The organism is Thiohalospira halophila DSM 15071 (assembly GCF_900112605.1).
Classification (GTDB): domain Bacteria; phylum Pseudomonadota; class Gammaproteobacteria; order Thiohalospirales; family Thiohalospiraceae; genus Thiohalospira; species Thiohalospira halophila.
Genome location: NZ_FOMJ01000008.1, coordinates 94,587 through 120,733, shown reverse-complemented (window position 1 = coordinate 120,733; position 26,147 = coordinate 94,587). Strand labels below are relative to the sequence as shown.

At 70.1% G+C, this 26,147-nt stretch carries 24 protein-coding genes and 1 pseudogene; 10 read left to right on the top strand and 15 right to left on the bottom strand.

The genetic code is table 11. The features are described 5' to 3' along the window. A pseudogene (locus BM272_RS13610) lies at window positions 1-269 on the top strand (IS3 family transposase); the annotation flags it as partial. A gap of 308 nt (window positions 270-577) precedes the next feature. Here the strand turns inward: BM272_RS13610 and BM272_RS11400 are convergent. Both BM272_RS11400 and BM272_RS11395 read right to left on the bottom strand, forming a co-directional pair. Further along, entirely contained in the window at window positions 578-1,642 is a 1,065-nt protein-coding gene (locus BM272_RS11400) for a putative iron-sulfur cluster-binding metallochaperone (protein WP_093428913.1), read from the bottom strand. A gap of 73 nt (window positions 1,643-1,715) precedes the next feature. Further along, window positions 1,716-2,552 carry an amidohydrolase family protein gene (locus BM272_RS11395; protein ID WP_093428923.1) on the bottom strand — a complete coding sequence of 279 codons (837 nt, stop codon included), beginning with the start codon at window positions 2,550-2,552 and terminating at the stop codon, window positions 1,716-1,718. A gap of 151 nt (window positions 2,553-2,703) precedes the next feature. Between BM272_RS11395 and BM272_RS11390 the strand changes: the two genes are divergently transcribed. The 3 genes from BM272_RS11390 to BM272_RS11380 all read left to right on the top strand — a co-directional run bounded on the left by BM272_RS11390 (window position 2,704) and on the right by BM272_RS11380 (window position 8,013). Further along, window positions 2,704-4,452 (top strand): chloride channel protein, encoded by a 1,749-nt coding sequence (locus BM272_RS11390; protein WP_159433076.1) that lies wholly within the window; start codon window positions 2,704-2,706, stop codon window positions 4,450-4,452. 97 nt (window positions 4,453-4,549) lie between these two features. Further along, a complete protein-coding gene (locus tag BM272_RS11385) occupies window positions 4,550-5,485 on the top strand; it encodes a substrate-binding domain-containing protein (RefSeq protein WP_093428911.1) in 936 nt (311 codons plus the stop codon). Then, complete coding sequence (locus tag BM272_RS11380; protein ID WP_093428910.1) at window positions 5,482-8,013, top strand: putative bifunctional diguanylate cyclase/phosphodiesterase; 2,532 nt, start codon at window positions 5,482-5,484, stop codon at window positions 8,011-8,013. The genes BM272_RS11385 and BM272_RS11380 overlap by 4 nt, the downstream gene beginning before the upstream one ends. A gap of 8 nt (window positions 8,014-8,021) precedes the next feature. Here the strand turns inward: BM272_RS11380 and BM272_RS11375 are convergent, their stop codons facing one another. From BM272_RS11375 to BM272_RS11350, 6 genes are all read right to left on the bottom strand, one after another. Beyond that, entirely contained in the window at window positions 8,022-8,720 is a 699-nt protein-coding gene (locus BM272_RS11375; RefSeq protein ID WP_093428909.1) for a zinc metallopeptidase, read from the bottom strand. A 37-nt stretch (window positions 8,721-8,757) separates the two neighbouring features. Then, window positions 8,758-9,273 carry an outer membrane beta-barrel protein gene (locus BM272_RS11370; protein WP_093428908.1) on the bottom strand — a complete coding sequence of 172 codons (516 nt, stop codon included), beginning with the start codon at window positions 9,271-9,273 and terminating at the stop codon, window positions 8,758-8,760. A 19-nt stretch (window positions 9,274-9,292) separates the two neighbouring features. Next, window positions 9,293-9,892, bottom strand: a complete 600-nt coding sequence (locus tag BM272_RS11365) for an SPOR domain-containing protein (RefSeq protein WP_093428907.1) — start codon at window positions 9,890-9,892, stop codon at window positions 9,293-9,295. Further along, window positions 9,893-11,650 (bottom strand): arginine--tRNA ligase, encoded by a 1,758-nt coding sequence (gene argS / locus BM272_RS11360; RefSeq protein ID WP_093428906.1) that lies wholly within the window; start codon window positions 11,648-11,650, stop codon window positions 9,893-9,895. It lies immediately after the preceding gene. Window positions 11,651-11,813: 163 nt separating this feature from the next. Beyond that, window positions 11,814-14,003: a primosomal protein N' gene (locus BM272_RS11355; protein ID WP_093428905.1), complete on the bottom strand. Its 2,190-nt coding sequence runs from the start codon at window positions 14,001-14,003 to the stop codon at window positions 11,814-11,816. 250 nt (window positions 14,004-14,253) lie between these two features. Continuing rightward, window positions 14,254-14,643, bottom strand: a complete 390-nt coding sequence (locus BM272_RS11350; RefSeq protein WP_093428904.1) for a globin domain-containing protein — start codon at window positions 14,641-14,643, stop codon at window positions 14,254-14,256. A 68-nt stretch (window positions 14,644-14,711) separates the two neighbouring features. On the opposite strand from BM272_RS11350, the gene BM272_RS11345 reads away from it, so the two are divergent. Genes BM272_RS11345 through BM272_RS11330 form a run of 4 tightly spaced genes read left to right on the top strand, consistent with a single transcriptional unit; the run spans window position 14,712 to window position 17,135 of the window. Beyond that, window positions 14,712-15,602: a fructosamine kinase family protein gene (locus tag BM272_RS11345; RefSeq protein WP_093428903.1), complete on the top strand. Its 891-nt coding sequence runs from the start codon at window positions 14,712-14,714 to the stop codon at window positions 15,600-15,602. Then, complete coding sequence (locus BM272_RS11340; protein ID WP_093428902.1) at window positions 15,599-16,582, top strand: LpxL/LpxP family acyltransferase; 984 nt, start codon at window positions 15,599-15,601, stop codon at window positions 16,580-16,582. Before BM272_RS11345 ends, BM272_RS11340 begins: the two co-directional genes overlap by 4 nt. Continuing rightward, the gene (locus BM272_RS11335; protein WP_093428901.1) at window positions 16,579-16,815 is read left to right on the top strand and encodes a hypothetical protein; all 237 of its coding nucleotides are present in this window, start codon (window positions 16,579-16,581) and stop codon (window positions 16,813-16,815) included. Before BM272_RS11340 ends, BM272_RS11335 begins: the two co-directional genes overlap by 4 nt. Further along, entirely contained in the window at window positions 16,812-17,135 is a 324-nt protein-coding gene (locus tag BM272_RS11330; RefSeq protein ID WP_093428900.1) for a hypothetical protein, read from the top strand. Before BM272_RS11335 ends, BM272_RS11330 begins: the two co-directional genes overlap by 4 nt. A gap of 30 nt (window positions 17,136-17,165) precedes the next feature. On the opposite strand, the gene BM272_RS11325 is transcribed toward BM272_RS11330, so the two are convergent. Next, on the bottom strand, window positions 17,166-17,939 hold the full coding sequence (locus BM272_RS11325) for a tRNA 2-thiocytidine biosynthesis TtcA family protein (protein ID WP_093428899.1): 774 nt from the start codon (window positions 17,937-17,939) through the stop codon (window positions 17,166-17,168). Window positions 17,940-18,194: 255 nt separating this feature from the next. Between BM272_RS11325 and metH the strand changes: the two genes are divergently transcribed. After that, the gene (gene metH, locus BM272_RS11320; RefSeq protein ID WP_093428898.1) at window positions 18,195-21,887 is read left to right on the top strand and encodes a methionine synthase; all 3,693 of its coding nucleotides are present in this window, start codon (window positions 18,195-18,197) and stop codon (window positions 21,885-21,887) included. Window positions 21,888-21,985: 98 nt separating this feature from the next. Here metH and BM272_RS11315 read toward each other — a convergent pair whose 3' ends face one another. The 6 genes from BM272_RS11315 to BM272_RS11285 form a co-directional block, all read right to left on the bottom strand. Beyond that, complete coding sequence (locus tag BM272_RS11315; RefSeq protein WP_093428897.1) at window positions 21,986-22,309, bottom strand: type II toxin-antitoxin system PemK/MazF family toxin; 324 nt, start codon at window positions 22,307-22,309, stop codon at window positions 21,986-21,988. Further along, complete coding sequence (locus tag BM272_RS11310; RefSeq protein ID WP_093428896.1) at window positions 22,306-22,527, bottom strand: antitoxin MazE family protein; 222 nt, start codon at window positions 22,525-22,527, stop codon at window positions 22,306-22,308. The genes BM272_RS11315 and BM272_RS11310 overlap by 4 nt, the downstream gene beginning before the upstream one ends. A gap of 71 nt (window positions 22,528-22,598) precedes the next feature. Further along, complete coding sequence (locus BM272_RS11300; protein WP_205407804.1) at window positions 22,599-23,012, bottom strand: hypothetical protein; 414 nt, start codon at window positions 23,010-23,012, stop codon at window positions 22,599-22,601. Between the two features lie 44 nt (window positions 23,013-23,056). Beyond that, window positions 23,057-23,344, bottom strand: a complete 288-nt coding sequence (locus BM272_RS11295; protein WP_093428895.1) for a hypothetical protein — start codon at window positions 23,342-23,344, stop codon at window positions 23,057-23,059. 62 nt (window positions 23,345-23,406) lie between these two features. After that, entirely contained in the window at window positions 23,407-24,105 is a 699-nt protein-coding gene (locus BM272_RS11290; RefSeq protein WP_093428894.1) for an SDR family oxidoreductase, read from the bottom strand. Window positions 24,106-24,140: 35 nt separating this feature from the next. Further along, complete coding sequence (locus BM272_RS11285) at window positions 24,141-25,349, bottom strand: MFS transporter (protein ID WP_159433075.1); 1,209 nt, start codon at window positions 25,347-25,349, stop codon at window positions 24,141-24,143. Between the two features lie 246 nt (window positions 25,350-25,595). Here BM272_RS11285 and hslV point away from each other — a divergent pair, with 246 nt between their 5' ends. Next, a complete protein-coding gene (gene hslV / locus BM272_RS11280) occupies window positions 25,596-26,129 on the top strand; it encodes an ATP-dependent protease subunit HslV (protein WP_093428892.1) in 534 nt (177 codons plus the stop codon). Window positions 26,130-26,147: the final 18 nt, after the last annotated feature.

Sequence of the window (26,147 nt, the reverse complement as noted above, 5' to 3'; positions counted from 1 at the left end):
TCGAAGCGGCTCGAGGATGGGTGCATGGTTTTGTTCGCTGGTACAACGAAGAGAACCGGCACAGCCGGATCCAGTATGTCACGCCACAGCAGCGCCACGACGGTGATGATGAGGCCATCCTGGGCGACCGTCAGGCGCGGTATGACGAGGCGAAGGCGGAGAATCCCAGGCGCTGGAGCGGGCCAACCCGGGACTGGCGTCCGGCCGGGCCGGTCTGGCTGAACCCGGAACGGCGAACGGCCTGCGAACCCGATCAAGTCGCAGCATGATGCTCGGGGATACGACAACTAGCTTGACGAACGCCGGGGCGTACGCGCTTCGAGTGGGATGTGGCCCTGAAGCTGCGTACCCCGGGGCTGATGCGGCCGCTACTCGTTGCCGTACGTGATTAAATGGCCGATGACCACCCGAGCTGGCCTAGCCATTCGAACCAGTGCAGCAAGATGCACCCTTCTTTCAAAGACCGAAAAAAGCGCTCCATCAGGTCATTCCGTCCCCGGGTGCCCGGCGTCGTGAGCTCCTGGGTCTGGTCGTGGCCGCCGAAGCCGGGCAGGTAGCCGAGGCGGCTGCTAAGTGCCTAACTGCCTGGGAAGTCGCGCAGACAGCAGCGACCGGCGGGGTTGCGGGCCTCGCAGGCGCACAGGCCGTCCCGCGTCATGGCCTCGACGAAGCCGCGGACCTCGGGGGTCGCCTCGCCCCGGGCGACGCCGAAGCAGTAGCAGATGGGGGCGTCCGCGCCCGAGGCCTTCTGGCCGACGGTGGTTCGAAGGTCTGCCTGGGTGAAGGCCTGTCCCTCGGCATCGAAATAGACCGTGGGGCAGGCCGGCGACTCGCAGAACCAGAGGTTCCGGTGGGCCAGGTCGGGCTGTGCCCAGGGCTGCTGGAGATGGTGCAGGACGGTTCGGCCGGCAACGGAGCGCGCGGTCTCGCCGCAGCTCGGGCACGGCCGTTTGCGAACGGGCTTCGATTCGGGCTCGGGGCTGGCGCAGCAGTCGGACATGGCGGTTTCCTCATTCTCGGGCGCAAGGAGTGCCTCCCAGACCATCTGCCCCAGGTCATACCCCTGGTCGAGGGTCAGGAGGTGCCGGTCGTCGCGATCCTGGCACCACGGTTCGGCGGCGCCCTCGGTGACGAAGTCGACGCCACAGCAGAAGGCCTCGCGGACCCCGTGGCGGGCCCGGGCCGGATCCGGCAGGGTCAGGGCCAGGCGAGCGGCAGGCGGTGAGCCCTCGATCCCGTCCGGGCCGACCCGGAGATGGATCGTCTCGCCGGAGGCCGGACAGGGGCTGGTGACCTCGAGCGTCTCTCCCATCAGGTCGGCCAGAAAGAGCGTGTCCCAGGCGCACCAGGCGAACAGCGCCCGCTCGCCCGCCCGGAGCTGATGCCGCGTGGGCTCCAGGTCCAGGCCCCAGAAGCCGTTGATCCGCCCTTCCTCGTCATATCGAATGCCCCACCAGCGGGAGAGCGTCTCGTTGACGGCCGCTGTCGACCAACCCGAGGCCGCGGCGAGTTCGGCCGGTTCCACCGGCCGGCCGTGTGCCAGCCGGCGGAAGAGGGGGCGGACCAGCTCGCGCCCCTCGGCGCCGAAGTCCGGGAAGATGGGGAGGAGGCGTTCGGTCAGGTGGGTAAGGTCGGGTTGCACGGGGCTGCCTCAAGGGTTCGGGGGGCGACGATTGTAGGGGCGCCACTCGCGACTATCCATGCCGTCCGGGTCGCTACTCCGGGAAGAGTCGTGCGGCGTTCTCCCGGGCCAGGGCTTCGCCGACCTCCGGCGGGAGGTCGGCGAGCCAGGTGCGGGTCGCGGTGACGATGTCGCCGTATTCGGTCCAGCGGTTCACGCTGAAGGTGTCCACGCCCACCAGGAAGCGGTCGGGGTGGCGGGTAAGGAGCTCGAACCAGGCCTCCTCAAGGCGGCCGTCGGCGTCGGTGAGCGTGGGATTGCGCATGCTCAGATCGGCGACGAGGTTCGGGTAGCGGCGGAGGTAGTCGTCCAGCAGGGGCGGGTAGGGATAGGTGCCGGCGTGGGCCCAGAGGATCCGGACCGCCGGCGCCACGGTATAGGCGTGGTCGATGACCGCCGGGTCGCCGTGGATCATGACTACCAGGTCGCGCTCGGCGGCCAGGTGCAACAGGGCCTCGAAGGCGGGGGCGAAGCGGTCCCCGGCGCGGATGTGCAGCTCGCCGATGCCGGCCCAGTCCACGCCCTCGCCGGCCTCCAGCCATTCCCGGGCCCGCTCGGCCACCCCCTCCACGTGCATCCAGTCGGTCTTGCGCCCCAGGCGGCGGGAGATATCCAGGAAGGGGACCAGCCGCGCCGCGCTGGCCGCATCCAGGCGGCGGAAGGTGGTGGCTTCCGAGGCGAGGATCAGCGCCCCGTCGATGCCGGCCTCGGCCAGGGACCGGCCGGCCTCCGCCGGTGAGATGGAGGCCATCATGGCGGGACGGTAGTGGACGTGGGCATCGAAGAGCGGGCCGTCGGCCGCCGGCGCGGTGGCCGGGCTGGCGAGGGCGAAGAGGAGGAGGGCGGCTGCAAGGCGGCGGATGTGGTTCATGGCGGCCTCCGGCGACGGACATTCGAGCGTAACCCCGGGCGGGGAGGCGGACAACGGCGCTTGCCGCCGGGGATCGCCGGGCGGTAGGCTGATTCCGTCCTGTCCTTGTGGGCTTCGCCCACGCCACGAATCGGAGGCAGCCCCGACCCCCATGGATCTTCCCGCCCTTCTGCGGAGCTGGAGCGAGCACTGGACCCTGCGCCTGATGGCCCTGGGGGTCATCGTGGGGGTCCTGGCCGGGGCGGTGGTCGTCCTCTTCCGCATCGCCATCGCGGTGGCCGCCGACTGGTTCACCCTGGGCGCCGGCTTCGCCGGCCTGCCCGCCTGGGGGCGCCTGCTGCTACCGGCAGCCGGCGGCCTGGCGGTGGGGCTCCTGGCCTACTACGTCTTCCCCCGGCATGCGGATGTCGGCGTCTCCCGAGTGCTGGAGCAGGTGGCCTACGGCGCCAGCCACCTCGGGGCGAAGGGGGCGGTGGCGCAGTTCCTCTTCGGCGTGCTGGCTATCGGCTCCGGCCACTCCGTCGGCCGGGAGGGGCCGTCGCTGCACATGGGGGCGGCCATCGGCTCCCTGGTGGGCCAGCGCTTCGGCGTCGACCCCTCCCATCTGCGCGTGCTTGTAGCAGCCGGGGCGGCGGGGGCCTTCGCCGGGGCGCTGGACATCCCCCTGGCCGGGGTGGTCTTCGCCCTGGAGGTGATCCTGGGGGAGTACACCCTGGTCCTCTTCGCGCCGGTGGTGGTGGCCGCGGTCATCGCTACGGTGGTTACCCAGGTGGCCATCGGGCCGGAGCTGGTGCTGGCGGTGCCGGAGCTGCCGGTCCACTCCTTCTGGTATCTCCCGCTGGACTGGCTAATCGGCTTCGGTGCCGCGCTGGTCTCCTACCTGCTCCTGCGCGGGGTGGAGGGGATCCACCGTCTGGGCCAGTGGGCGCCGCTGCCGGAGTGGGCGCTGCCGGCCGTGGGCGGGCTCGGCGTCGGCATCCTGGCGGTGGGGACGCCGGACATCATGGGGGTGAGTTATGGCGCCCTGAACGAGGTCTTCACCGACGGCCTGCCCCTGCTGGCGCTGCTCGCCCTGCTGGGGGCGAAGCTGGCGGCCACGGCCATCAGTGTCGGCACCCAGTCCCGGGGTGGAGCCATCGGCCCGGCGCTCTTCATGGGCGCGCTGGTGGGGGCGGCGGTGGCCGAGGCGACCCGCCTGGCCGGCGTGCCCCTGGGGGAGACGGGGATCTACGCCGTCATCGGCATGGCCGCCGGGATGGCGGCCATCCTCAATGCCCCCTTTGTCGCCATCGTCGCCGTCTTCGAGCTCACCCGGAATCCGGCGGTGATCCTGCCGGTGATGCTGGCCACAGTGACGGCTGCCGTGACCTCCCGGGACTGGTTCAAGGCGCAGTCCATCTTCGCCTGGACCCTCCACCTGCGCGAACTCTCCGAGCCGACCCTGCCGGAGTCGGGGCAGAAGTGCACCGTGCCGGTAAAGCAGATCATGCACGAGGATTTCGACACCCTGCCACGCCGGGTGAACGAGGAGGAGCTGCGCCGCGCCCAGTCCGATTCCGGGATCCAGAGCATCTTCCCGGTGGTGGAGGAGGGCGAGCTGGTGGGGATCATGGACCTGACAGGGCTTCTCCAGGCCGGCATGGCAAGCCCGGACGAGGAGGATGGGCGCGTCGACCTCACCCCCTACCTCGTGGACGCGGAGAACCTGCGCAACCTCTATCCCGGCGACGGCGCGGTGAAGGCCATGGACCTCATGGCCTCCTACGGGCTGGAGGGCTTCCCGGTACGCTCGCCCCGGGATACCCATGTGGTCATCGGCCTGGTGACGCGGGTGGACGTCATCGAGGCCTGCCTCACCGAGATGGGAGACGACCACGGCCAAAGCGAAACGAGCCATTAGGGGCGAGTCGACGACGGATACGGCGAGGAGTAGGATTTTCCCCCAAAGGGCGTCGGGGAAGAGAGTGGTGGACCGCACAGGGATTGGGCGGATAGGGATGCTGCTGTTGTGGTGCGTCCTGACCCTGGGAGTCGCTCCCGGGGCCGGCGCCGTCTCCGGCGTCGTGGCCTTCGCCCAGGATGACCTCAGCAACGACTGGCGGCGCGCCCAGGTGGCGGCAGTGGGGCGGGTCCTCGCCCGCTACCCGGAGGTGGATTACCGGGTGACCGATGCCCGGGGCGATGCCGCCGTCCAGGCGCTGCATATCGACCGCCAGATCCGGCGCGGGGTGGACGTCCTCATCACCAGCCCGGCCGATGCCGAGCTCCTGGACCCCGTCCTGCGCCGCGCCCGCGCGAAGGGGATCCCGGTGGTGCTGCTGGGCCGACGGACCACCAGCGATGCCTTCACGACCTACATCCATCCCGACAATCGTGTGATCACCCGGCGGCTGGCGCGGTTCCTCTTCCAGCGTATGGGTAACGAGGGTCGCGTGCTCATGCTTCGCGGGGTTCCGGGGGCGACGCCCACGCTCCACCGGACCCGCGCCTTCGAGGAGCTGGCGGCCGAGGAGCCGGGGATCTCCGTGACTACCCGGACGGCCAATTATCTCCGCGGCGATGCCATCCTCGCCGTGGATGAGTTCCTGCGCCGCCACGACGGCTTTCCCTTCGATGCCCTCTATGCCCAGAGCGATTCCATGGCCGAGGGCGCGCGTGTCGCTCTGCGCCGCAACGGGGGCGATCCGGCCCGCGTCCTCATCGCCGGCATCGACTACATCGAGGAGGCGCGGGCCGCCATCCGCTCCGGCGAACAACTGGTGAGCTACACCTATCCCACCGGCGGTGCCGAGGGCGCGGAGATCGCCCTGCGCCTGCTGGCGGGGGAGCCGGTGCCGCGCCGGATGCGGCTGGAGTCCCGGCGGGTGACCGCCGAGAACGTCGATGAGGTGGCGCCGATCTTCCGGCAGGACGAGCAGGACCCCGGCCCATGAAGCGTTCCCTCCACACTCGTCTTTTCCTGCTGCTACTGGCCACCGCGCTGGTGCCTCTCATCGTGGTGGGCGTGCTCATGGACAACTACCTCCACGATGTCCACGAGGACTTCGGTCGCCAGGTGACCCGGGATGCCCTGCAGGAACTCACCATCAACCTGAACGCCCAGGCGGAGGAACTGGGTTCGGTCGGTTCGCAGCTGGCTCGCATGGAGCCGGTGATCGCCTCTCTGAATCTCCTTTCCCGCTATCAGGAATCCACCGACCCGCGGCCGCTCATCTTCACCCCCGAGAAAAAGAAGCTGGCGCGCCATCTGCAGGACGTGGTGCAGACCACGGCGGTCACCACGGCCTGTATTCGCCAGGCGGATGGCGAACTGGTGGCCGTGGTCTTCCCCGAGCGGGAAGGGCGCGGGCTCCGACTGGCCATCACCCGGCGGGTGGAGGGCGAGCAGCGGGTCCTGACTCGCCAGGCCGATGGGGAGTGGCGCCTGCTCCCTCGCGAGCAGTTCCCCTTCGCGGCCCGACCGGGGTCGAGCCGGTCGATGTCCCTGGAGCCGACCTACCGTATCCGCCGGGAGGAGCTGGTCCAGTCCGTGCGCCGGCCGGTGGAGCTGACGATGGAAGGCGCCGAGTCCGAGCAGGTGGGTACGCTCCGCCTGGGAGTGGCCATGGGTGATGCGGACATCAAGCGCATGGCCGCCGCCCAGGATCTGGACTTTGCCCTCTTCGCCGCTTCCGGGCGACTCATCCTGGGGCCGTCGGACGCCCCGGACCCACTGGCCGACGGGCATGAGCCGCCCCCGCTCGTCGGTGGGGAGGAAAGCGAGACGCGCATGGGCAAGAACTACCTCGTCCGGAGCCGGAGCCTCGTGGACGAGGCCGGCAACCCCTTCCATCTCAGCGTCCTCTACAGCCGTGGCCTCTTCAATCAGGAGATCGCGGCCGCCCGCTGGGTGGTGGGCGGCGCCCTCTTCCTGGCACTCCTGCTCGTCCTGCCGGCGAGCCTGGGTTTCTTCAGAGGCGCCTTTGCCGGGCCTCTGCGCCAGGTCATGGAGGGTGTGAGTGCCTTCCGGCGCGGGGAGTACGACTACCGGATTCCCGAACTCGACACCCACGAGACCGATCGGCTCGGCCAGGCCATGAACCAGATGGCGCAAGAGGTAAGCCGGCGCGAGCAGGCCCTCAGGGAGACCGAGGAGCGCCTGGCCTACCTGGCTCACCACGACCCGCTCACCGACCTACCCAACCGTCTCCAGCTCCAGGAGCGTCTCCGCAAGATCCTTCGGGACGAGGCCGGGGAGCAGCAAATGGCCGCGGTCCTCTTTCTGGACCTGGACCGGTTCAAGACCATTAACGACAGCCTGGGCCACCCCATCGGCGACGAACTCCTGCAGGCGGTGGCGTTGCGGCTGCAGGGAGCCCTCCCAGAGGGCGCCACCCTGGCTCGCGTGGGCGGGGACGAGTTCACCGTGGTTCTCCCGGAGGTGGCGGACAGCCAGGAGGCGGAGGGCGTTGCCCGCCGGTTGCTGGCCCGGCTGAGCGCCGGCCCCTTCCCGGTCCAGGGGTACGACCTCGGGGTGGATGCCAGTATCGGGATCAGCCTCTACCCGGACGACGGCACCGACACCGCCACCCTGGTCCGCAACGCCGATTCGGCCATGTTCCAGGCCAAGGCGGCCGGCCCCAACCAGGTCCGCTTTTACACCCGGGCATTTACCGAGGCAGTGGATCACAAGCGGCGGCTGGAGATGGACCTGCGGCAGGCGGTGGAGCAGGGTCAGCTCTACCTCGTCTACCAGCCCCAGGTGCACCTGGAGAGCGCCGAGCCCGCCGGGATGGAGGCGCTGGTCCGGTGGCAGCACCCGGAGCTGGGTCCCATCTCCCCCGGTGAGTTCATCCCGGTGGCGGAGGAGACCCACCTCATCCTCCAGGTGGGCGACTGGGTACTCCGGGAGGCGTGCCGAAGCTTTGAGGCCATGCGGCGAGCCGGGACCTCGTGGGGGCGGCTGGCGGTAAACATCTCTGCCATCCAGGTCCACCACGGCGATCTGATCCAGCGAGTCCGGGCGGCGCTGGAGGAGTCCGGTCTGCCGCCCGAATGCCTGGAACTGGAGGTCACCGAGGCGGTCTTTGCCGGGGACGGGGCTCTGCAGACCTTCTACGGTCTCCGGGATCTGGGGGTCCATCTCGCGGTGGATGATTTCGGGACCGGCTTCTCATCCTTGGCCTATCTCAAGTACCTGCCGGTGCAGCGGCTTAAGATCGATCAGTCCTTTGTCCGGGACATGCTCGAGGATAGTGCCGATCGCGCCATCGTCCGTTCCGTGGTGACCCTGGGGCAGAGCCTGTCGCTCTCGGTCATCGCGGAGGGGGTGGAGACCCGGGAACTGGAGGTGGCCCTGAGGGAGGAGGGCTGTCGGGAGGGGCAGGGCTTCTACTATGCCCGTCCCATGCCGGAGGCGGAGCTGGGGCACTGGATCGCCGAGCGCCGTCGGCCGGGGCGGGACGAGCCGGCGGACGGGTAGCCCGAGGCTCAGATCAGCCGTCCACCCCGGAGCAGGGTCCACCAGCGGGCGAGGTTGAGCAGGCTGCCCAGGGCGGCGGCGACGTAGGTCAGGGCCGCCGCCCGCAGGACGGATCGCACCTTGCGCTCCTCCTCGGGGCGGATGTACTCCCCCTCCCGCAGGATCGGCAGGGCGCGGCCGAAGCTGGCGTCGGTCTCCACCGGCAGGGTGAGCAGGTGGACGGCGACCCCGGCGGCCAGACCGGCGATACCGACCACGGCGCACAGGGCCATGAGGGCCGGCGAGCGGGTGGCCGCCCCCACCACCGGCAGGGCCATGAGCGCCCCGCTGCCCACCCGCTGGGCGGTGCCGGCGGCGGAGACCAGCCGGCCCCGCCACAGCAGGGGGGCGTAGCTGCGGTGGTGCTGGAGGGCGTGGCCGAACTCGTGGGCGGCCACCGCCACGGCGGTGAGGGAGCGGCCGTCGTGGACGTCCGCTGTCAGCCGGATGGTGCGCGCCTCGGGGTCGTAGTGGTCGCCGGATTCGGTGGTCTCCACGGCCACGCCGACGAGGCCGAAGCGGTCCACCAAATGGCGAGCCAGTTCGCCGCCGGTCCCGGGGAGGCGCTCCAGAGGGCGGGAATGGCGGCGCATGACCCACCTTACCCACCATTGCGGGCCGAAGAGCAGGAGGAGCAGCAGGCCGCCGGCCAGGATCCACAGGATCATGGCCGCCCCGACCGGGTCTGGCCCGCGCCGGTGAGGTTCAGTCCAGCCAGTACTGGACCCCCACGGAGAAGTGGTTCAGGTCCGGATCGGTATCCATGATGGTGAGCTCACCCAGCAGGTCGAAGTTGCCCTGCAGCCGCCAGGTGGCCCCGACGCCGACCGCCATGCCCAGCTCGTCGTCGGCGGTAAGGTCGTTCTCCCAGTCCAGGTGGACCAGGCCGGCCCGGCCGCGCAGGGCCACGGAGTTGGTCACCGGCATGCGGTAGGCCGCGAAGCCGCCCAGGGAGAAGTAGTCCCGATCACCGCCGCGACCATCACTCTCCGGGCCGATGAGGCTCTTGGAGAACTCCCCCTCGATGCTGAGGTTCGGGTCGACGTTGTCCAGCGGGAAGCCGAGGCCGAGGACGCCGGAGAGGCCGTTGTCCAGGTCCTCCATGTCGGCGACGGCGCCGGTCATGTTCAGGTAGCCCAGCGGCGAGTCGGCCGCGGTCACGGGTGCGGCGGTGAGCGCGGCGGCCAGGCCGAGGGCCAGGCGGGTCTTGATGGGATTCATGGCGGTTCCTCCGTGGGGTCTAGTCCGTCTGTTGCAGTTTCAGCACCATGGCGTCGATCTCGTTCTCGCGCAGCCGCTGGCGGACCGCCTGCAGCTCCTCTGTCCGGCGCAGGGGGCCCAGGCGGACGCGGTACCAGTCGGCGCCGTCGATGGTGACCTCCTGGATATGGGGTTCGAGCCCCAGCAGGCTCAAGCGGGCGCGGAAGCGGTCGGCGTCGGGTTCGGAGCGAAACGAACCAAGCTGTAGCGCCCATGCCTCGTTTTCGCCCAGTTCCGGCGCCTCCCGGGGGCGGGCCTGCTCCTGCTCCTTTTCCTCGGGGGCCTGCTGCGGTTGCTCCTCCGGCTCCGGCACCGGTATCTCCATCTCCGGCAGGATGGAGTAGAAGTCGAACTCCGGCTCGCCGGGGCCTTCTCCCCCTTCGGGCTGGCGCACGGCGCGGGCATCGCGCTCCGTACTTGCCGACGGCGCCGGCCCGGTCCCGGCCGGGCGCTGTTGGCCCTGAAGATGGACCAACAGGGCCACGAAGAGCCCCACCAGCAGGCCCACCACCAGCCAGGCCCAGGCCGGGGCCCCCTCGCGACCCTTGTTGCCGCTGCCCTTGCCCTTCTGCGCCGCCATCTACATCCGCTCCGGAGCCGAGACCCCGAGGATCCCCAGGCCGTTGGCGATGGTCTGTCGCACCGCGCGCGCCAGTACCAGGCGGGCGTCGCGCAGTGCGGCCTCCTCCACCAGGACGGGGTGGGCGTTGTACCAGGTGTGGAAGTCGCCGGCGAGTTCGCGCAGGTAGTTGGCGAGCTGGTGGGGTTCGTGGGCCAGCGCCGCCGACTCCACCACCTCCGGATAGCGGGACAGGCGCGCCAGCAGCGCCTGCTCGTGGTCGTTCTCCAGTCGGTGGAGGTGCTCCCGACCCCCGGCCTCGTCGTGCTGCCAGCCGCGCTCCGCCATCTGGCGTAGGAGGCTGTGGACGCGGGCGTGGGCGTACTGGATGTAGAAGACCGGGTTGTCACTGCTCTCGGACTTGGCCAGATCCAGGTCGAAGTCCAGGTGCTGTTCGCAGCGGCGCATGACGTAGAAGAAGCGGGCGGCGTCGGCGCCCACCTCGTCGCGCAGCTCGCGCAGGGTGACGAACTCCCCGGAGCGGGTGGACATGGGCACCTTCTCGCCACTGCGCCAGAGGACGGCGAACTGGACCAGGAGCATGTCCAGGCGCTCCACCGGCTCACCCATGGCCTCCAGAGCGGCGCGGACCCGGGGTACGTAGCCGTGATGGTCGGCACCCCAGATATCGATGACCCAGTCGAAGCCGCGATCCAGCTTGTCCATGTGGTAGGCGATGTCGGAGGCGAAGTAGGTCCGGTCGCCGTTGTCCCGGATGACTACCCGGTCCTTGTCGTCGCCGAAGTCGGTGGCGCGGAACCAGGTGGCGCCGTCGGCCTCATACAGGTGGCCGCGCTGGCGCAGCCGGTCCAGGGCGGCATCCACGGCGCCGGTCTCGGTGAGGCTGCGCTCGGAGAACCACTCCTCGTAGACGATCCCGAAGGCCTCCAGGTCCTCGCGGATGTCCTCGAGGATGTAGCCCAGGCCGGTATTGAAGACGCGCTGGTAGCCCCCCTCGCCCAGCAGCTCCCGGCTGCGGCTCACCAGGGCATCGATGTGGGCCTCCTTGTCGCCGCCGGCGGGCTCATCCGCCGGGAGGTCGGCGGTGACCTTCTCCGCCGGCTGGACCAGGGTCGGCCCCTCCGCCCGGGTGAGGCGTTCCGCGATGGCGTGGACGTAGTCGCCGCGGTAGCCGTTGGCGGGGAAGGGGACGGCCTCGCCGTGGGCCTCGAGATAGCGCAGCCAGACCGACGCGGCGAGGATGTCCATCTGCCGGCCGGCATCGTTGACGTAGTACTCCCGGTGGACCCGGAAGCCGGCGGCGGCCAGCAGGTCGGCCACCGCGGCGCCGTAGGCGGCCCCCCGGCCGTGGCCCACGTGCAGGGGGCCGGTGGGGTTGGCGGAGACGAACTCCACCTGGACCCGGCGGTCATTGCCCACCGTGGAGCGACCGAAGGCCTCGCCGGCGTCCAGTACGTCGCCGACCAGCTCGTGGTAGGCCGCCGGGGCCACGAAGAGGTTGATGAAGCCCGGCCCGGCGATCTCCACCCGGTCCACCCGGGAAGAGGCCGGCAGCCGCGCCACTACCTGCTCCGCCAGGTCGCGCGGTTTCATCCCCGCCGCCTTGGCCATGACCATGGCCGCGTTGCAGGCGAAGTCGCCGTGACTCGGATCGCGGGCTCGCTCCAGCGTCCACCCCGGGATCTCGGCGGGGACGGTGCCCTCCGCCTGCAGGGCGGCGATGGCGGTCTCGAACTGGTCACGAAGGTGCGCCTTCATGGGGGCCTCGCTGGCGGGTCTGGAAGAGCGGCGATTCTAACGCACAAGCGCGCCGTCACGAAGCCGGGCCGGTAGTCCGTGTGCTGCCCTTGAACAGGCCCGGGACCCGTGCCGACCGCCCCCGATTGATACTCGTCCCGGTAGAGGCACCGGGCATGACTGCCTAGGTGAGGTCCACCGGATCCACGTCCAGGGACCAGCGGGTCCGGCGCGCCTCGGGCAGGGCCTCCACCTCCGGCAGCCAGCCGGCCAGTAGCCGGTGGAGATCCGAGCGGCGGTCGGCCTGGAGCAGGAGCTGGGCGCGGTAGCGGCCGGCGCGGCGCTCCATGGGAGCCGGCACCGGGCCCAGGACCAGGACGTTGGCCGGGTCGCCGGCGGCGCGCGCGGCGGCGGCCAGGAAGGCGTTGGGCGCGTCCGCCTTGGGCGCCTCGGCCCGCAGCAGGGCCAGGTGGCTGAAGGGGGGCAGGGCGGCGAGGCGCCGCTCGGCGAGGGCCTCGGCGGCGCAGGCGGCGTAGCCCTCCTCCGCCAGCCGCTGGAGCAGGGGGTGGTCGGGGTGGTGGGTCTGGATGAGGACCCGGCCGGGGCGCTCCGCCCGGCCGGCGCGCCCGGCCACCTGGGTAACCAGCTGGGCAAGCCGTTCGGCGGCGCGGAAATCGGCGGAGTAGAGGCCCTGGTCGGCATCCAGGATCCCCACCAGCGTGACCTCGGGAAAGTGGTGGCCCTTGGCCAGCATCTGGGTGCCCAGGAGGATCCGCGCCTCGCCGCTGTGGGCCTGCTCCAGGAGCTCTTCCATGCGCCCCCGGGCGCGGGTGGAGTCGCGATCGATACGGGCCACGCCGGTCTCGGGGAAGAGCCGTTCCAGGGCGCGCTCGATACGCTCGGTCCCCAGGCCGATGGCGCGGACATCCAGGCTGCCGCAGGCGGGGCAGGCCGGCGGCACCGCCTGGTCGGCGCCGCAGTGGTGGCAGCGCAACCGGCCGCGCCCCTGGTGGAAGGTCAGATGGGCATCGCAGCGCTCGCAGTGGGCGACGAAGCCGCAGTCGTGGCAGAGCAGGGTGGGGGCGTAGCCGCGCCGGTTGAGGAAGAGCAGCACCTGGCCGCCGGTGGCCAGCTCCCGTTCCACGGCCTGGATCATGGGCTGGCCCAGCCCCTCGTCCAGCGTCCGTCCGCGCAGGTCGCGCAGCTCCACCCCGGGGGCGACGGCGCCGGCCGCCCGCTCCGGCAGTTCCAGCCGCTGGTAGCGCCCCTCGTTGGCCTGGTGGAGGCTCTCCAGGGAGGGCGTGGCCGAGCCCAGTACCACCGGGACACCGGCCAGCTGGCCGCGGAGCAGGGCGAGGTCGCGCCCCGAGTAGCGAAAGCCCTCCTGCTGCTTGTACGAGGGATCGTGCTCCTCGTCGACGATGATGAGGCCGGGCTCCGGCAGCGGCGTGAAGATCGCCGAGCGGGTGCCGATGACCACGCGCGCCTCGCCGTGGCGGGCGGCCAGCCAGGCGCAGGCGCGCTGGCCGTCGCTCATGCCGGAGTGCAGCACCGCCAGCGGCACCCCCAGCCGCCGGAAACGGGCCAGGGCCTGCGGGGTCAGGCCGATCTCGGGGACCAGGACCAGGGCCTGGCGGCCGGCGGCCAGGGTCGCCTCGATGGCCCGGAGGTAGACCTCGGTCTTGCCGGAGCCGGTGACTCCCTCGAGGAGGAAGGGGGTGAACCCGCCCAGGGCCCCGGTGATGGCGGTGATGGCGGCGGCCTGGTGGGGACCCGCCGCGGGGCCCTCCGTGGCCTCGCCCGCCGGTTCCAGGCAGGAGTCCCGCCCCTGTTCCACCCAGCCGCGCTCCTCCAGCCGGCGGAGGCTGTCCCGCCAGCGGGCATGGGCGGCCGAGAGTTCGTCGGGTCCGGCGGAGCCGTTGGCCAGGTGGCGGAGCAGCGCCCCCTGGACCGGGGCCCGGCCGTCCAGCCCGGCGGGATCCACCGCCGCACCCTCGGCGGTGAGCCACCAGCGCGGGGGGCCGCCGGGGCGTGCCGGGTGGCCGTCCCGCAGCCGCACCGGCAGGGCGGCGGCGAAGACCTCCCCCGGCGGATGGTGGTAGTAGTCGGCGGCGCGGTGGAGGAGGGCCAGGATATCCCCGGTAAGCAGGGGACGGCCGTCCAGCACGGCCTCGGCGCGACGCAGCTTCGCGGCCGGCAGGTCGCTGCTGGTGCCCGCGGCGACGATGACCCCGGTCAGGCGCTGGCGGCCGAAGGGCACCCGCACCCGCATCCCCGGCGCCATCCACGCCGGGTCGTCACCGGCCGGTGGCAGGTAGTCGAAGAGGCGGCGTACCGGCGAGGGAACGGCGACGTGGAGGACGGTTTCGGCCATAGCGGCATGGTAGCACCGCCGCTGGCCGGGTTTTCCACACAACCTGTGGATAACTCTGTTGAGAAGATGCGGGGATGCGGGCCGAGCCCTGCCGTGGTGCGGGTCTCGCCAGTCTGGCCAATGGCTGACCAGTCAATGTAACTTACTGACTTTAAATGGGAATATGTAAGTCATTGAGTTTCCGTGGCGGCTGCTTGTGTGAGTCTGTCAAGGGCGATGAGCCGGGGGCGTGGGTGTGCATAACCGCTCCCTAATCGGGGTGGATGAGGCCGCTCGCACGGAGTTTCTCCGCCATGGCCCGGGCCATGGCGGCCCAGTCGTTCGCCTCGGCTGTATCCAGGTGATCGGCCAGGGTGGTCTCGAACAGGGCGAGCCAGCGGGCCAGCGCCGTTTCGGTAAGGGCCAGGTCGGCGTGGCGACCCATCATGTCCACCGGCCGCGGCGGTCGGTCTAGGCGGCCGCCCATGGCGGTCCACCAGTAGTCCATGACCGTGGCCAGGTGTTCCTCGTCCCCGGCGGCGTGGGCGAGCCAGGGGGCGAGGACCGGGTCTTCGGCCTGGCGTCGGGCGAAGTCGCGCACCACGGCCTCCACCGTCGGGAGGCCGATGCGATCGCAGAGGGGGTTGAGCGTGCGGACCATGGGGGCAAGCCTATCGTCGATGGGGGACAACTGCAGTATTATGCCCGGATCGGAGGAACGAGGTGGATATGACGGCCTGGAATACCATCGCCGAGCGCATCGAGGCGGCCACCGGCCGCCCCTTCCGCATGGCCGAACAGCGCAATCTGGGGGGTGGCTGCATCAGCGCCGCCTTCCGGGTGGAGGCGGAGGACGGTCGCCGCTTCTTCGTGAAGTTCAATCGCGCCAGCGAGGCGGAGATGTTCTACGCGGAGGCCGAGGGGCTGGCGGAGATCGCCGCCGCCGAGGCGGTGCGCTGTCCCGAGCCGGTGGTCTGGGGCGTGGCCGGCGATCAGGTCTACCTGGTCATGGAGTACCTGCCCCTGGGCGGCCGCTTCGACACCGCCACCGTCCGGCGCCTGGGCGAGGGTCTGGCCACCATGCACGGCCGGACCCGGGAGCGCTTCGGCTGGCACCGGGACAACACCATCGGCGCCACGCCCCAGCCCAACGGCGAGATGGCCGACTGGGTCGCCTTCTGGCGCGAGCGCCGGCTGGGCTTCCAGCTGGATCTCGCCGAGCGCAACGGTTACGGGCGTGAACTGCGCGACGGCGGGAACGAGCTCCTGGAGCGACTGCCGGCCTTCTTCACCGACTACACACCGGTGCCCTCCCTGCTCCACGGCGACCTCTGGTCGGGGAACTGGGACGTCACCGCCGACGGCGATCCGGTGATTTTCGATCCGGCCGTGTACTACGGGGATCGCGAGGCGGATCTCGCCATGACGGAGCTCTTCGGCGGCTTCCCGCGGGACTTCTATGCCGCCTACGACGCCGTCTGGGCCCGGGATGGCGGTTACGGCGTCCGCCGGGATCTCTACAATCTCTACCACATCCTCAACCACCTGAATCTGTTCGGGACGGCCTACCTCGGGCGGGCGCGCAGCCTCATCGAGCGGCTGAACAGCGAGGCGCGATGAACGAGCAGCTCGAAGGCGGCCACCGACCCCGTTTCCAGCCGGCCTGGCTGGGTCCGCGCTACTGGCCCACCTGGCTGGGGCTGGGCTTCTTCGCCCTGCTGGCCCTGGCGCCCAAGGTCGTCCGGCGCAGCCTCGCCCGCTGGGTGGGCAACTACTGGTATCGGCGCAATCAGCGGCGGCGTTCCGTCGTCGAGGCCAACCTGCGCCTGTGCTTCCCGGATTGGGGTGAGGAGCAGCGCGCCGAGGTGGCCCGGGACAGCTTCCGGGTCATGGCCCAGGCCTCCCTGGACTACGCCCTCCTGTGGTGGGCGCCGGCCCGCTATCTGGACCGGATCATCCGGGTCGAGGGCTGGGAGCACGTGGAGGCGGCGCTGCGCGACGGGCACAACGTCGTGATGTTCACCGGCCACAGCGCCGCCCTGGATGCCCTGGGTGTGGCCATCACCCGCCGCATGCCCACCGTGGGCATGATGCAGCGGGTGAAGAATCCCATCATCGACTGGCTCATCGCCCGGGGCCGGACCCGCTTCCAGGGCAAGGTCTACCTGCGCGACGCCGGGCTGCGGCCCATCCTTCAGGACATGCGCGCCGGACTGGCCTTCTACTACCAGCCCGACGAGGACCTGGCCCACGTGCCGGGGAGCGAGTGGGTCTTCGCCCCCTTCTTCGGCGAGCCCAAGGCCACTCTGACCAGCCTGGGCCGCCTGACGAAGATCGCCCGGGCGCGGGCGATCCCCTGCATGGGCTATTCGGAGCGGGACGGGTCCGGCTGGCGGGTGCGGTTCGACCCGCCGCTGGAGGGCTTCCCCAGCGGGGATGCCGAATCGGATGCCACCGCCATGAATACGGCCCTGGAGCGACTGGTGGCGGCGGACCCGGCGCAGTACATGTGGACCCTGCGCTGGTTCAAGACCCGGCCCGAGGGTGTTCCCACTCCCTACCCGAGCCGCCGTCGAGGAACGGGGGAGGACGAGACATGAGCCGCAAACGCGAGAACTGGAACCTCACGCCCCGGGCGGGTGGCCGCAAGGACCGTTCCCGCCTCTCCGGCCTCCTGCTGCTGATCCTGCTGCTTCTGGCCCTGGGCGTGGCCGCGCTCTTCATGGGCGGTCTGGTCGAGGGGCCGGGGACGCCCGGTGAGGACGGTCGCATCCCGCTGGAGCTGCCGGACCGGGAGCGCCACCCGGTACCGGAGGGGGTGGACCGGCCATGACCGCGCTGCTGCTGGCCCCCGGGATCCTGGCCCTGCTGGTGGAGCTGACGGTGCGGGGCGGCTACGATCTGCTGCTCATCGCCAGCGGCCTGACCCTGGCAACCGGTGTGCTGGCAGCCCTGGCCCTGCACCGCGCCCCGCGCTGGGCGCTGGCCCTGGTTCTCATCTGGGCGGGGACCACTCTCTCCACCTGGATGGCCTTCCAGCTCATCGTCCTGGGTCTGCCCGTCTCCTCCTTCCTGGCGCTCTCCACGGCCCTGGCAGTAGCGGCCGTGGTGCCGACCGTCGCCGCCTGGCGCATCGGGCGCAACCCCGGCTAGCCCCTCGCTCCGCCCTCCCTGGCGGGGCGGTCAGGAATCCGGTTCGGGATCGTCCGGGATCCCCTCGGGTGCCATGAGGGGGCGCAGGGTGTGTTCCAGATTGCCGAACAGCCGGGGTATCCGGTCCTCCTCCGCGGCCAGCAGCGCCTTGGCGTGCTCGCGCTCGGTGGGGGCGCCGAAGCAGGCGGGGCAGGAGTCGGGGATCACCGGTAGCCCGGCCCGTTCGGCGAAGTCGGCCAGCTGGCGCTCCCGGACCAGGGCGAAGGGCCGGATCACGCGCAGGTCCCCGGCATTGATGCGGTAGTGGGCCTGCATTGTACGTAGCTGACCGCCGTGGAAGGCGGACATGAGGAAGCTCTCCGCCAGATCGTCCAGGTGCTGACCCAGGGCGAGTACGTTGTAGCCGCCCTCCCGCGCCGCGGTGTACATCATTCCCCGCTTCATGCGCGAGCAGAAGGAGCAGAAGGAGTCCCCCTGCATGCGCTCCTGCGCCTCCTCCTGGAGGGGCTGGGTGCGGTAGTAGTAGTCGATGCCGCGCGCGGCCATCCACTCCTTGAGCGGCGACGGGTCGAACCCCTCCACCTGGGGGTCTATAGTTACCGCACCGACCTCGAAGTGCACCGGCGCGTAGGTCGCCAGATGGCGCAGTACGGTGACCAGGGTCAGGGAATCCTTGCCCCCGGAGACGGCCACCAGGATGCGGTCGCCGTCCCGGATCATGTCGAAGTCGCGGATGGTCTTGCCAACCGGCCGCAGCAGGGCCTTGGGAGGACGGAGCGTGGACTCGGAAGCGGGTTCGTTCATGGCGGCCAATGCTACGCAGGCCCCGGCCCGTGAGCCATCATGAATACCGACCGCGGAGTCAGGCATTCGGCTGACTGCTTTCTCGGCAGGAGACCGATTTGGTCCCTGGAATCAGCAAGATGGGGCCTCCGACTGCAGAGGGGGCAAAAACGTGGTAGTCTATTCGACTATTCATGCAAATTTCCCTTCGCCCTCGCGGCGCCACCCATCAACGTCCACAGGCGGTTCATGCGACTGCCCGGGAGATGATCGGTCATGAAAAACGAGCGACAGCAACGGCTTGAAGAAGAACTCTCCAAGCGCATCCTGATCCTTGACGGAGCCATGGGCTCCCTCATCCAGACCTACCAGCTCGAGGAAGAGGACTTCCGCGGCGAGCGGCTCAAGGACCATCCCAGCGACCTCAAGGGCAACAACGACATGCTTGCCCTGTCGCAGCCGGATATCCTGCGCGAGACCCATACCGAGTACCTGAAGGCCGGTGCCGACATCATCGAGACCAACACCTTCAGCTGCACCTCCATTGCCCAGGCGGACTACCAGATGGAGGACTGGGTCTACGAGCTGAACTACGAGTCGGCGCTCATCGCCCGCGAGGCGGCGGACGCCATGACCGAGCAGACCCCGGACAAGCCGCGCTTCGTCACCGGTGTTCTCGGCCCGACGAACCGCACGGCCTCCATCTCGCCGGACGTGAATAATCCCGGCTACCGGAACGTCACCTTCGACGAGCTCGCCGAGGCGTACAAGGAAGCGGTGCATGGTCTCCATGAGGGGGGCGTGGATGCCGTCCTCATCGAGACCATCTTCGACACCCTGAACGCCAAGGCGGCGGTCTACGCGGTGAAGCAGTACTGCGACGAAAAGGGCATCGACCTGCCCATCATGATCTCGGGCACCATCACGGACGCCTCCGGCCGGACCCTCTCCGGCCAGACCGCCGAGGCCTTCTACAACAGCCTCGCCCACGCCGACCCGCTCTCCATCGGCTTCAACTGCGCCCTGGGCGCCGCGGAGCTGCGCCAGTACGTGGAGGAGCTCTCCGAGAAGAGCAAGTTCCGCGTCTCGGCGCACCCCAACGCCGGCCTGCCCAACGAGTTCGGCGAGTACGAGCAGGAGCCGGCGGAGATGGCCGCCCACATCAAGGAGTGGGCCGAGGCCGGGTTCCTGAACATCGTCGGCGGTTGCTGCGGCACCACCCCGGACCACATCAAGGCCATCGCCGAGGCGGTGGAGTCCATCCAGCCGCGCCAGCTCCCCGAGCGGCCCCCGCGCATGCGCCTCGCCGGGCTGGAGCCGTGCAACGTCGGCCCCGAGCTGGGCTTCGTAAACATCGGTGAGCGGACCAACGTCACCGGTTCCGCCCGCTTCAAGCGCCTCATCAAGGAAGAGGACTACGACACCGCCCTGGACGTGGCGCGCAACCAGGTGGAGGGCGGCGCCCAGGTCATCGACATCAACATGGACGAGGGCATGCTCGACGGCGAGCAGGCCATGATCGAGTTCCTCAACCTAGTGGCCTCCGAGCCGGAGATCGCCAAGGTCCCGGTGATGGTGGACTCCTCCAAGTGGGACATCATGGTCGCCGGCCTCAAGCGGATGCAGGGCAAGGGCCTGGTGAACTCCATCTCCCTCAAGGAGGGCGAGGAGAACTTCATTAACCAGGCCAAGGAGCTGCGCCGGCTGGGTGCCGCGGTGACCGTCATGGCCTTCGACGAGGAGGGCCAGGCGGACACCTTCGAGCGCAAGACCGAGATCTGCGAGCGCGCCTACAAGGTGCTCACCGAGAAGGCTGGCTTCCCGGGTGAGGATGTGGTCTTCGACCCGAACATCTTCGCCATCGCCACCGGCATCGAGGAGCACAACAACTACGGCGTCGACTTCATCGAGGCCTGCCGCTGGATCCGGGACAATCTGCCGGAGACCCACATCTCCGGCGGCGTCTCCAACATCTCCTTCTCCTTCCGCGGCAATGACGCGGTGCGCGAGGCGATCCACGCCGTCTTCCTCTACCACGCTACCCAGGCCGGCCTGGACATGGGCATCGTCAATCCCGCCCAGCTCGCCGTCTACGACGACATCGCCCCGGATCTCCGGGAGCTGGTGGAGGACGTGGTCCTCAACCGCGACCCCGAGGGCACCGAGAAGCTCCTGGACGCCGCCGAGCGCTTCAAGGGCGAGGGCGGCGGGGGTTCCGCGCCCAAGGAGGACCTGGAGTGGCGCGAGTGGCCGGTGGGCAAGCGTCTGGAGCACGCGCTAGTCAAGGGTATCGACACCTACGTCGACGAGGACACCGAGGCCTGCCGCCAGGAGTTCCCGTCGCCGCTGGACGTCATCGAGGGCCCGCTGATGGACGGCATGAACGTCGTCGGCGACCTCTTCGGCGAGGGCAAGATGTTCCTGCCGCAGGTGGTGAAGTCCGCCCGCGTCATGAAGAAGGCCACCGCCTACCTCTTCCCCTACATCGAGGCGGAGAAGCAGGGCAGCTCCAACGCCGGCAAGATCCTCCTGGCCACCGTGAAGGGCGACGTCCACGACATCGGCAAGAACATCGTCTCCGTCGTCCTCCAGTGCAACAGCTTCGAGGTCATCGACATGGGCGTGATGCAGCCCGCCCAGGACATCCTCGACAAGGCGAAGGAGGAGAACGTCGACATCATCGGCCTCTCCGGCCTCATCACGCCTTCCCTGGACGAGATGGTCCACATCGCCAAGGAGATGGAGCGTCAGGGCTTCGATATCCCGGTGATGATCGGCGGTGCGACCACCTCGCGTGCCCACACGGCGGTGAAGATCGACCAGAACTACCACGGCTGCTCGGTCTACGTGAAGGACGCCTCCCGCGCGGTGGGCGTGGCCCAGAAGCTGGTGGGCAGCAACAAGGACGAGTACATCAAGGAGATCAAGGCCGACTACGAGAAGGCCCGGGAGCAGCACGCCGGCCGGCAGGCCAAGACCAAGTGGGTGGGCCTCGAGAAGGCGCGGGAGAACGGCGCCAGCCTCGACTGGACCGCCTACGATCCGCCGGCGCCGCAGAAGCCTGGTGTCACCGTCTTCGAGGACTTCCCCATGTCCGAGATCGCGGAGTACATCGACTGGACGCCCTTCTTCCACTCCTGGCAGCTCAAGGGCAGCTACCCCAAGATCCTCGATGACGAGGAGAAGGGGCCGGAGGCGCGCAAGCTCTTCGAGGATGCCAAGAAGATGCTCCAGCAGATCATCGACGAGAAGTGGCTCCAGGCCCGGGCCGTGGTGGGCGTCTACCCCGCCAACCGGATCGATGGCACCGACGACATCGAGGTCTACGACGAGAAGGGCGAGCAGGTCACCGAGACCTTCCACATGCTCCGTCAGCAGACCGAGAAGCCGCGCAAGCAGCCGACCTACAGCCTGGCCGACTTCGTCGCGCCCAAGGGCTCCGGCAAGCAGGACTACCTGGGCGGCTTCGCGGTGACCGCCGGGATCGGCATCGACGAGCACGTCGCTCGCTTCGAGGCGGACCACGACGACTACCACGCCATCATGCTCAAGTCCCTGGCCGACCGGCTGGCCGAGGCCTTCGCCGAGCTGATGCACCACAAGGTTCGAAAGGAGATCTGGGGCTACGCCTCCGACGAGCGGCTCTCCAACGAGCAGCTCATCGAGGAGGAGTACCAGGGGATCCGGCCGGCGCCGGGCTACCCTGCCTGCCCCGAGCACACCGAGAAGGACACCCTCTGGGAGTGGCTCAACGTCGAGGAGAACACCGGCATCGAGCTCACCGAGTCCAAGGCCATGATGCCGACGGCGGCGGTCTCCGGCTGGTACTTCGCCCACCCCGAGGCGCGCTACTTCGCCGTGGGCAAGATCAACCGCGACCAGGTGGAGGAGTACGCCGAGCGCAAGGGCATGAAGAAGTCCGAGGCCGAGAAGTGGCTCGGCCCGAACCTGGGCTACGACCCGGAGTAGGGCCGGATCCGGTCCCCGCTCCCCGGAGCGGGGTCGGCCAGTAACCGGCGAAGAAAAAGGGGCGCCCCGCGGGGCGCCCCTTTTTCATGGGTCCGGCTTCAGGCAATCCCCAGAAAGACAGTCAGGGCCCGGTTGGCCGCCAGGAGGAGTTCGTCGCTGGCGTGACCGAAGGTCTCCCCGAGCTTGTCTCGTCGGACGGTCACGACCTTGTCGACCATGATCTGCGATGGCCGGGTCAGACCGTTGTGCGCGTCCGGTTCCACCGTGATGCGGAGAAGGGGGGCGTCGATCAGCGAACTGGTAACGGGCAGGACCGTGGCGGTGGGGAGGGCATCGAAGCGATCGGACTGGATGACCAGCGCCGGTCGCGGTTTGCCGAAATCGCCCTGCAGGGCGACCGTCACGAAGTCCCCTCGCCTCAAGCCTCCCAGCCCTCGATATCGCCAGTGGCCTCGTCGAGAAGCCGGACGATCCCCTCATCCGTGCAGTCCGCTTCCGCAACCAGGCGGGCCTGGCGTTCACACTCGCCGTTGAAGGTATCCGCCCGGGTGTCAGGGACCCAGATCTGGATGGGTCGAAGACCCTGTGCACGCAGATCGTCACGGTGCTTGCGGACGCGGTCGTTGACGGAACGGCCCATGCTGAAAGCCCTCAAAAGGCGTGTTACATGAAACAGGTTAGCCGTTCCGTCGAGGTGGGACAACCTCGGTTCTACGGCATCTGCAGCCCGCCGAAGCCGCCACCCCCCTGGCCTCCTCCGGGCATGCCGCCCATGCCCCCGCCGCCGCCCTGACCGGGCATGACCAGGCCGCCGGCCTGTTCGCGCTGCATTTCCTGGAGCTCCTGCACGGTCTGCTCCATGGCCTGGCGGGCCGCCGCGTTGTAGCCTTCCAGCGCCTCCTGGAAGGTAGTCGCCGGGATCTCGAAGGAGAGGGGCAGGGCGCCCATGGGGGTCATGAGCTGGGCCTGGCCGGTGAAGACGACGTCGCGGTCCGGGTCCTCCTCGCCGTCGGCGGTGACCGGGACGAGCCGCTGGAGGGTGCCGACGCGGCGGTCGGTATAGCTCTCCTCGCGGTAGAGGTTGTCGCGCTCGAGCTCGATCTCGGGCAGGTCCTGTTCGCTCATGGTCGGCTCCTGTTGTCCGGTTGTGTGTCCGTCCCCGGGAGACGTCAGGCGCTGGCGTCCACGAGGTTGCCGCTACTGCTGCCCCCTCCGCTGGCGCCGCCCCTGCTGGTATAGGTCAGCCCGCCCAGCAGCAGGTCGATATTGCGCTGGACGATGGTGTTGGCCCCCACCGGCAGTTCCCCCGCGCTCACGCTGGGCGCGACGGACGGTGCGGCGCCCGATGATCCGGAACCCGAACCGCCGGGGCCGGCCCGGCTCCCGCCCTCGGGGGCGCTGTTCCCGTTTCCGGCGGTGGACCGGACCAGCTCGAGGGCACTTTCGGCGATCTCCATGGCCTTGTCTCCTCGGGGAATTCCCTCTCCGAATTCTAGCAGTTAGCGGCCGGTGCGATCGCTCAGCCCACCGGCTCGCACTCGCCGGGGGTACCGTCCGGTTCGGGGCCGGCCAGCGCCAGGATCCGGCGGGCGACCTGCTCCGGGGCGATCCCCTGGCGTCGGCCTGAGAAGGCCTCCTGCATGTCCGTGGCCACCCGGCCGGGACAGAGTGCGAAGACCCGGACCCGGGGCCCCTCCTCCAGGTGGAGGGCCTGGGTGAAGCCGTTGACCGCGAACTTGGACGCCGAGTAGGCCGCCGCCTCCGGGATCCCGTGGAAGCCGGCCCCGGAGCTGATGTTGATGATGGTACCCCCGCGTTCGCGCAGGGCCGGGAGGGCGGCGTGACAGCCGTGCATCAGCCCGGTGACGTTGATGTCCACCACCGCCTGGTAGTCTGCCGGCGCCTGCTCGGCGAAGGGTCCCACGGCGACGGTCCCGGCGCTGTTCACCAGGGCATCGGGTGGGCCGATCCGCTCTTCCGCCTGCCGGAGCCAGGCGGCCAGGGCGGCGTAGTCGCGGACGTCGGCGGCCGCTGCGAAGAGCCGGTCGGACCCGGCCCCGAGTTCGGCAGCCGCCCGGGTGGCGCTGTCCGCCGTGGCGGTGGCGATGGCCACCCGGGCGCCGGCCTCCAGGGCCAGGCGCGCCGTGGCCAGGCCGATGCCGCGACCCCCGCCGGTGATGTAGAGGGTGCGTCCGGTGAGATCCTCTGCGTGATCCATGCGAGCCTCCGGGGTAGCGATGGGGAATTCTGTGGTCAGCCGGGCGAGCGACGCAGGCCCAGGGTTGCCAGTAGCGCGGCGAGCCCGATCCCGGCGGCCAGACCCAGCCCCAGGCCGAAGGGGCCGAGGCCGGCATCCAGCAGCCAGCCGGTGGTCACCGGCCCGATGGCGGTGGCGAACACCGCCAGCGCCTGGAACAGTCCGCGGATGGCGCCCAGGTGGGTCACCCCGTAGAGCTCCGCCCAGAGCGCCCCGGCCGCGGTGGCGCCGAAGGCCAGGCCGACGCCGAGCAGCCCCGACCAGACCAGGATCCCCCAGCTCGGCGTGATGACGGCCAGCGCCAGCCCGGCCAGGGCCAGGGGGATCAGCGCCGGCGGCAGGACCCGGCCGGCGCCGAAGCGATCCACCGTGGGTCCGGCCAGGAAAAGGCCGGTGACGTGGCCCACCGCGAAGACCGAGAGGCCGGCGGCGAGCATGGTCTCGCTCCAGCCGCGCAGCTCCGCCAGCGGCACCTGGTGGAAGAAGAGCACCGTTACCGCGAAGGGCGCGGCCACCCCGGCCGGGATCAGTAGCAGGAAGCGGGTGTCCCGCACTACCTCGGAGCGGCGCCAGTCCCGCTGGCTCCCCGGCGGCGGTCCGGCCACCTCCACCGGCCCGCCCTCGTGCTGGCGGGCCAGGAGTAGCAGCAGGGGGGTGACCACCGCCAGGGTCACCGCGGCCCAGACCATCCAGGCCTCCCGCCAGGCCACCATCGCCGCAACGCCCACGGCCAGCGCCGGCAGCGTCCCCTCCGCCAGGGGGAAGCCCATGGCCGCCACGCTGGTCGCCTTGCCGCGGCTGGCGGCGAAGCTGCGCGCCATGGTGGTGATCCCCATGTGGCCCATGAGCCCCTGACCGCCCAGCCGCAGGAGGAAGAGCGCCCCCAGCAGCCCGGCGATACCGGCCGCCCCGGCCATGGCCAGGGCGCCGGCGGCGAGCAGCCCGGTGGCCAGCAGGGCGAAGGCGCGCAGCCCCCAGCGGTCGTAGAGGGGGGTAACCACCGGCAGCAGGAGGGCGCTGGCGATGGTGGCCACGGCATAGAGGCCGCCGATGTCGCCGTGGCTGAGGTCGAAGGCGCCCCGGATCTCGGCGTTGTAGAGGCCGATGAAGTAGGTCTGGCCGAAGCCCGAGCCCAGGGTCGCCAGGATCCCGAAGGCGAGGCGGCCGGGGTGGGTGAGCAGGAAGCGGAAGTAATCGGTGATCATGGCTCGCGGTCGATGCGTCTTCGGGGTCGGCGGGGTCGCCGGGGGCGGGCACGGTTCCCCGGAACACGGCGTGAATACATCCCTGTAGCCTCGACGGCGGCATCCCTGCCGCCGACGGTCCCGGGGAACCGCGCCCGCCCCCGGCTCTCGCTCGATTCCCGGTAAAACCGCCATTGTAGGCCTCGTCGAGCCGGGCTGCAGTGCTACAATCGGTCCACCGAAAATCTCGCAGTCGGGAGTCCCCCCTTGGAGCAGTTCGACGGAACCACCATCCTCTGCGTGCGTCGCGATGACGCCGTGGCCATGGTCGGCGACGGCCAGGTGAGCCTGGGTAATACGGTGATGAAGGGCAATGCCCGCAAGGTCCGCCGCCTCTACCGCGACAAGGTCGTCGCCGGCTTCGCCGGCAGCACCGCCGATGCCTTCACCCTGTTCGAGCGCTTCGAGGGCAAGCTGGAGGAGTTCGGTGGCCAGCTCACCCGCGCCGCCGTGGAGCTGGCCAAGGAGTGGCGCACCGAGCGCGCCCTGCGCCGGCTGGAGGCGCTGCTCATCGTGGCCGACGCCAGCGGCATGCTGGTGATCTCCGGCAACGGCGACGTCATCGAGCCCGAGCACGACCTGGTGGCCATCGGCTCCGGCGGGCCCTACGCCCAGGCCGCCGCCCGGGCGCTGGCCGAGAACAGCGACCTCGGCGCCCGGGAGGTGGCCGAGCGCGCCATGAACATCGCCGCCGACATCTGCGTCTACACCAACCACCAGCTGACCATCGAGGAGCTCTGAGCCCGTGTCCGACGACGC